Raw genomic sequence first — 6687 nt, 5'->3', positions numbered from 1 at the left:
ACCGCGCCGGACGGCGGCGACACCACCCCGCCCGGCGGTGACAGCGCGCCGGACGGCGGCACGACGAAGTCGTCGAGGGCGGCCTGCACCTCGGCGAGCCGAGCGGCCAGGCGGGGTGCCTGGGCCCGCAGTGCGGCCAGGTCGGCGCCCGCGTCGTGGGCCCGGGTCAGCAGGACGCCCCGGCCGTACTCGAGCAGCTCGACCGCGCGCCGCGGCCGGTCGAGGGCGATGGCGACCGCCGCCGCGTCGCTGGCCAGGCCGGGAAACAGGCCGAGCAGGCGGGCCTGGTCGTCGGGGTCCATGCCGTGCCAGGCCACCAGGTCGATCAGCTCGATCGCGGTGGCGTACCCGTCGAGGGCCGCCGGCAGGTCACCGGCCGCCTCGGCGTGTGCCGCGTACCGGCTGGCCGCACTGGCGCGCAGCAGCGACGGCGCGGCCTCGACCTGGGCGGCGGCGCGCAGCACGGCGGTCGCCTCGGTCAGCGCGGCGGCGCGCAGCACGGTGGTCGCCTCGGCCAGCGCGGTGGCACGCGGCACGGCGCTCGCCTCGACCAGTGCGGCGGACCCGTCGGCCTCGGCCTCGGCGACCGCTTCGAGGGCGGTGGCGAGGTTGCTCAGGCACATGGTGCGGGCGGGATGCTCGGCGGACAGCGCGCCGACCGCACCCCGGAACGTGGCCAGCATGGCCTCGGCGTCGGCGTCGGCGCGTCCCGCCCGGAAGCGCAGCAGCAGGGCGTTGCCGAGGTTGGTACGGATCCGGTGCCGGTCCACGCCCACCAGGGGTCGGTCATCCAACCGCTTCAGCAGACCGATCGCCTCGTCCAGTGCCGCCGGGTCGTCGCGCAGCCGGTGCCGCAGCAGGTGGGCCAGGGCGAGGGTGGCCAGCGTCTGGACGTACTCGGACGGTTCGGCGTCCCGCTCGGCCAGGTCGGCGGCCTCGCGCAGCGCGGTGACCGCCGCGTCGGAGTCCCGGGCGACGCCGGCCGCGACCTCGTCGGCGGGTACGCCCCCGGTGGGCAACGCGCCGTCCAGGGCGAGTTCGACACGGCGGTTCAGCGCGGAGCCGTAGTTGGTCAACGCCGGCAACCGGTCCGGGTGCCCGGCCGGCGCGGTCCCGGTCACCTGGGCCAGCACCTCGATGGCCTCGGTGAGGGTCGCCAGGTCCTGCGTCGAGGCGAACAGGGCCTGCAGCACCAGGCCCAGGTTCGAGCGGTAGCGGGGCAGCAGGTCGGCGTCCGTCGCGACGGCCGCCACCGCGTCGCGCAGCGCCGCGGCGGCCGGCTTCAGCAGCGCCGGTTCCCCGGCGAGGTCGGAGAGTTCGCGCAGCGCGTTGCCGAGGTTGTTGAGCACCTGGTGGCGCAGCGGGTTGCTGCGGGCCAGCAGCGACCCGGCCTCGGTGAGCGCGTCGCAGGCGGCCCGCAGCGCGTCCACCCCGCCCAGATCGAGGTGGCCCCGGCCGAGCGCGTAGCCGAGGTCGGCGAGCAGGCGGGCCCGACCGGCCCGCTCCCGGGTGACGGCGACACCGTCGCGCAGCAGGCGCACCGCCTCGGCGATGTCGTCGACGCGACGCCGCTGCTCGTACCGGGTGACCAGCAGGCCGGCCACGGCGTGGCGTACCTCGTCGCGGTCCGGACCGCCGTGGGTCGACCCGACGGCGGCCGCCGCCCGGTACGCCTCGATCGCCGCGTCCAGGTCGGCCGGCGCGGCGTCGGCCTGGTGCCGTTCGGCGAGCAGGGCGGCGAGCCCGGCGTGCGCGGTGCCGGCCAGGTCCGGTGCGAGCCCGCCGAACCCGGTCAACGCCGACCGGTACGCGTCGATCGCGGCGTCCCGGTCGGCGGGCGTGCGGTCGCGCAGGAACCGTTCGGCGAGGGCCGTGCCGTGCAGTGCGGCGACCCGGGGATCGCCGCTGTGGCGGGCCGCGTCGAAGGCGTCGACCGCCTCGTCCAGGTCGCCGGGTCGCCCGCGCAGCCGCCACCGGTCGCGCAGCCGCTGCCCCAGGTTGGTGCGTGCCATGGCCCCCACCGGTGCGCTCGCGCCGGCGGTCCGGGCGGCGTCGCGCAGCAGGGTGATCGCCTCGTCCAGGTCGGCCGGGTCGTCGTCGGTCTCGTACCGGTCGCTCAGGACGTTGCCGAGGTTGAACAACCGGACCGGACGTTCCGGGTCACCGACCGGGGTGGACTCCAGGCTCTCCCGGTGCGCGTCGATCGCGGCCGGCAGGGCACGCCGCCGGCCCAGGTGCTGGAACTGGTCGCGGTGCACCTTGCCGAGGGCGGACAGGTAGTGCAGCCGCTCCGGCGCGTCGGGCGGGGTGCCGGCGACCGCCTGCCGCAGCAGCGCCTCGGCGCGGTCGGCGGCCCGGTAGTCGTGGCTGGCCTCCGCCGCGCCCATCAGCAGGACCGCCTCGACGTACTGTGCGCCGGCCGCGTCGTCCGCCGCGCGGGGGTTCGGGAGGCGACGCGGCGGGGCGGGGTCGCGGGGGCCCGGGACGCGGGCCGCACCCGGTCCGCCGACGCCCAGGACGGCCAGCAGCGACGGCGGCACCCGGTGCGGGGCGAAGCGCAGCAGGAACTCGGTGAGCTGCACGGCCTGCGCGAGGTCGTCGGCGTCCTCACCCGGGGGCAGCAGCTGGTAGCGGTACGAGTGCAGGCAGGCGAGCAGGATGACGCCCTCGACGACCGGCTCCGGCAGGGGCCCGTCCGTCGGCGTGGCGGTCACCAGCTCGATGACCGTCTCGGCGTCGCGGATCGCCCCGGAGTCGAGCACCTCGCGGGGGTTCCGGGTGGCCGCGAAGCGGTCCAGCCGCTGCCGCAGTCGGCGTACCGGGTCGGGTCTGAACCGTCGCCACATCGCGCCTCCCCCGAGCGGCCTCGTTCAGAGGTAGCAGACCGGACAGTGGGCACGCCAGGGGTAGCACCACCCCAATTCGCCACCCTGCGGGGATACGTCGGCGCGATTCGGGGATCATCAGGTGGGTGGTGGGTGGCTGGCCTCCCGCCGCGACGACACGATTGGGGAATCCGCGAATGGCGACCGATATCAGTAAGCAGCCCGCGAAGGCGTCCGGCACGTACCGGATCGGCGGCGACGTCACGGTCAACCGGCTCGGCTACGGGGCGATGCAGATCACCGGCCCGGGTGTCTGGGGCGACCCGAAGGACCCGGCGGAGGCGCTGCGGGTGCTGCGCCGGGCCGTCGAGCTGGGCGTGACGTTCATCGACACCGCCGACTCGTACGGGCCGTTCGTCTCCGAGCTGCTGATCCGCGAGGCCCTGCACCCGTACGCCGATGATCTGGTCATCGCCACCAAGGCCGGGCTGACCCGCTCCGGGCCGGGCGACTGGCGTCCGGTCGGCCGTCCGGAGTATCTGCGGCAGCAGTGTGAGCTGAGCCTGCGCCACCTCGGGCTGGACAGCATCCCGCTCTACCAGCTGCACCGGATCGACCCGCAGGTGCCGCTCGCCGATCAGCTGGGCGAGCTGGCGTTGCTGCGCGAGGAGGGCAAGATCCGGCACATCGGGTTGTCCGAGGTGAGCGTGGAGCAGATCGAGCAGGCCCGGGCGATCACCGAGATCGTCTCCGTGCAGAACCTGTACAACCTCGCCAACCGCAGCGCCGAGGACGTGCTGGAGTACTGCGAGCGCAACGACCTCGCGTTCATCCCGTGGTTCCCGATCGCGACCGGTGAGCTGGCCCGGCCCGGCGGCCCGCTGGACGCGATCTCCGCCGGGCAGGGCGCCACGCCCGCGCAGCTCGCGCTGGCCTGGCTGCTGCGCCGCTCGCCGGTGATGCTGCCGATCCCGGGTACGTCCTCGGTGGCGCACCTGGAGGAGAACGTGGGAGCGGCCGACGTACGACTCACCGACGACGAGTTCGACGCGCTGAGCAAGGCGCGCTGAGCAAGGCGAGCTGAGCAAGGCGAGCTGACCCGCCGGGTCGGACGCCGCCGGGTCAGTCGGCGGCGTCCGACCCGGAATCCCGGGCGGCCCGCAGCGCCTCGGTCGCCTGTGCCAGCAGCCGGGCGGAGTCGGTGCGCCCGGTCACCTGCAGTTCCACCTCGGTGTCTCCGGCCTGGATCCGGATGCTGGCCTCGGTGCGCTGCTGGTCGACCCAGGACTGCAACAGGTTGAACAACCCCGGAAGCAGCCCCTGGGCCAGCACCGCGATGATCACCGCGTCGCTGAAGCCCGGCCGTCCCCCGCCGCCACCACCCGGACGGACCACCGGCCGGTACACCGGGCTGCGATGGATCCAGTCGAGCAGGGCGACCGGTGGCGGTTGCCGCTGGCGGGGGTTGATGGTCAGCCGGACGGGCAGCCGGGCCTCGGCGTCACGGTCGGTCACGATCTCTCCGGTCAGTTGGTGGCGGGGCGGAAGGTGACGGTGTCCCCGTCGGCGGTGGCGACGCCCGCGACGGTGAACGCGTCCTCCTCGGTGAACGGTGCGCTGCTGCCGAAGTACGTGGTGGTGCCGCTGACCTGCACCTTCCCCTGCGTCTCGTACGGAGTGCCGACCTGGGCGGTGGCCGGGCCGGTCAGCTCGACGGTGAGCTTCGGGTACTCCAGGATCTTCCAGGTCACCTTCTGCGTGGAGCCGCCGTAGTGGCGGAACGGACAGCCCGGCGGTGCGACGACCGTCTGCTTGGCGCACTCGTCCAACCACGCGCGGACCCGGGCGTCGACGGCCTCGAGCGCCGCCGGCTTGAGCACCGGAGCCAGTTGCAGGGTCGCCGTGCTCTGCCCCGGCCCGACCGTCACGGTCTCGTTCGGCGTCTCGCTGAGCGCGCTGGACGGGCCGCTCGCGGTGTAGGTGCCCGCCAGCAGCGCCAGCGGAGGGCCCTCGGTGGCGCCCGGCAGCTCCACCCCGTTGAGCCGCACCCCGGGGCCGGCGACCGGCGCGTCGAGCTGGCTCAGGCCGCCGCCCAACCGCCAGCCGTGGAACAGCCCCGCGGTGGCGTCGTCGGAGCGGTAGAGGGTCAGAGTGGCGGTCTGCGGCGCGTCGGCCAGCCGGTAGGCCACCGTGGCCGTCGCGGTGTCGCCGTCGCGCTCCAGCGAGGTGATCTCGACGTCGGTGGGCGGCTGGTAGCCCTTGCCGCGCAGCAGCTGGGCGAGCAGCTTGCGGTCGGTGACGCCGCTCTGATCGGCCAGGAAGCCGAGCGCGGCGTCGCTGTCCCGGTCGGCGAGCGCGGAGAAATACCCGTCGACCGCCGCCTGCGGCCGGAAGAACGCCCACTGCACCACGCCGAGCCCGCCGGTGCCGACGCAGGCTGCCAGCAGAAGGGCGCCGACCACCAACCAGGTACGCCGGGTGCCGACCGGGCCGGACTGGCCGAACAGCCCCTCGGCCGTGACGGCGGCGGACTCGCCCGCCCCGGCGGGCACACCGGCCACCGACGCCCGGTCCAGTGCGTCGAGCCGAAGCTCGTGCGGTGGGTGGGTGGCGCAGACCGCCTCGTCCCAGCCGCTGCGGCCGGACTCGAACGACAGCCGGCGTTCCAGGATGCGCCGGAGCCCGTCGACGTGCCCGGTGAGCACGGCGCCGAGGTCGGCCCGGTACTCCGCGGCGCGGACGTCGCGGGCGTGCAGCGGCAGCACCACGTACCGCATGGTGAGCAGCACCGGCCAGAAGAACACGAAGACCACGAAGTTGGTGGCCGGGTGCGGGAAGGTGCGCATCAGCCAGGTCGGCAGGGCGTGCGCGAGGGTCAGCGGCAGGCCGACACCGCGGACGAAGGCGCTGGTGATCTCGTCCCCGGTGCGCCAGTGCACCAGCTCGTGGCTGAGCAGCGCGGCGACCTCGTCGTCCGGTTCGGTCAGCACGGCGGTGGTGACCACCACGTGCCGGGCGTACGTGCGGGCGTTGCTCAGGACGGGATCGTCCTCCATGAGCAGCCGTGGCACGGTAGGCAGGCCGAGCCGGCGCGCGCAGTCCTCCAGCACGGGGCGCAGCCGCGCGACCTCACGACGGCTGGGCTGGCGGGCGCCGGAGACCACCAGCAGGCGCGGTTCCAGCAGCACCCGGTAGAGCGTGTAGAGGACCCCGATCAGCGCCGCCGCGCCGACCGTGCCGACCAGGCCGGTGATCACCGCGAAGGGCTCGTCGGCGGACCCCAGCCAGGGCAGCACGAGTACGACGAGGAAGCCGATCAGGAACCCGGCGACGAAGCCGACCACGCCGCCGAGCACCCCGCCGGAGCGGCTGAGGAACGCGTCCAGCAGGGAGCCGATCAGCGGCGCGTCGCGCAGCACCGACGGCACCTGGTCCTCGGTGCCGAACCCGCCGGCGAAGAGCCCGGCGACGGCGAAGGCGAGACCGCCCCAGAACGCCAGGAGCAGCGCGACCGGCAGATAGAACCAGGTGGCGACGAAGGCGCCGAGCACACCCCGCCAGTCCCGCAGGATTCCGGCGCGCAGCCAGACCAGCGCGTTGGGATAGCCGGGTGGCCGGTCGGCGAATCCGCCGGTGGGTGTCGGTGTGTCGGCCGCCGGCGGTTCGGCGGCTCGGACATCGAGCTGCGGCACGGTCGGCGGTGTGCCCTCCGGCGGCGCGGTGTGCGGCTCGGTCATGCCCGCTGCTCCTTCTGACAGGTCGCGTCTCTGTCCGTTTTGGACAGCCGGAGCAGGCTATCGAGGACATCTGATGTCTGCCACACCCTTTCGCGGGATCGTCGTCCACCCGACACTCGCCGCCG

At 74.7% G+C, this 6687-nt stretch carries 4 protein-coding genes; 1 reads left to right on the top strand and 3 read right to left on the bottom strand.

Features of this window, described 5'->3' with window-relative positions; all coding sequences use genetic code 11:
• Nucleotides 1-2846 (bottom strand): hypothetical protein (locus F8271_RS13720; protein ID WP_225854510.1); only part of this gene is annotated, 2846 nt, incomplete at its 3' end.
• 176 nt (nt 2847-3022) lie between these two features.
• On the opposite strand from F8271_RS13720, the gene F8271_RS13715 reads away from it, so the two are divergent.
• The gene (locus F8271_RS13715) at nt 3023-3895 is read left to right on the top strand and encodes an aldo/keto reductase (RefSeq protein ID WP_151490079.1); all 873 of its coding nucleotides are present in this window, start codon (nt 3023-3025) and stop codon (nt 3893-3895) included.
• Nucleotides 3896-3947: 52 nt separating this feature from the next.
• Here F8271_RS13715 and F8271_RS13710 read toward each other — a convergent pair whose 3' ends face one another.
• Nucleotides 3948-4340: a hypothetical protein gene (locus F8271_RS13710; protein WP_151490078.1), complete on the bottom strand. Its 393-nt coding sequence runs from the start codon at nt 4338-4340 to the stop codon at nt 3948-3950.
• 11 nt (nt 4341-4351) lie between these two features.
• Nucleotides 4352-6562, bottom strand: a complete 2211-nt coding sequence (locus F8271_RS13705; protein ID WP_151490077.1) for a M48 family metalloprotease — start codon at nt 6560-6562, stop codon at nt 4352-4354.
• Nucleotides 6563-6687: the final 125 nt, after the last annotated feature.

The sequence above is a fragment of the Micromonospora sp. ALFpr18c genome, from assembly GCF_008868155.1.
Lineage (GTDB): Bacteria > Actinomycetota > Actinomycetes > Mycobacteriales > Micromonosporaceae > Micromonospora.
This window is presented reverse-complemented; position numbering and strand designations above follow the sequence as displayed.

Excerpts from the sequence above, each read along its gene's own strand:
- F8271_RS13705 (WP_151490077.1), bottom strand. The coding sequence starts at position 6,562 with ATGACCGAGCCGCACACCGCGCCGCCGGAGGGCACACCGCCGACCGTG.
- F8271_RS13715 (WP_151490079.1), top strand. The coding sequence starts at position 3,023 with ATGGCGACCGATATCAGTAAGCAGCCCGCGAAGGCGTCCGGCACGTAC.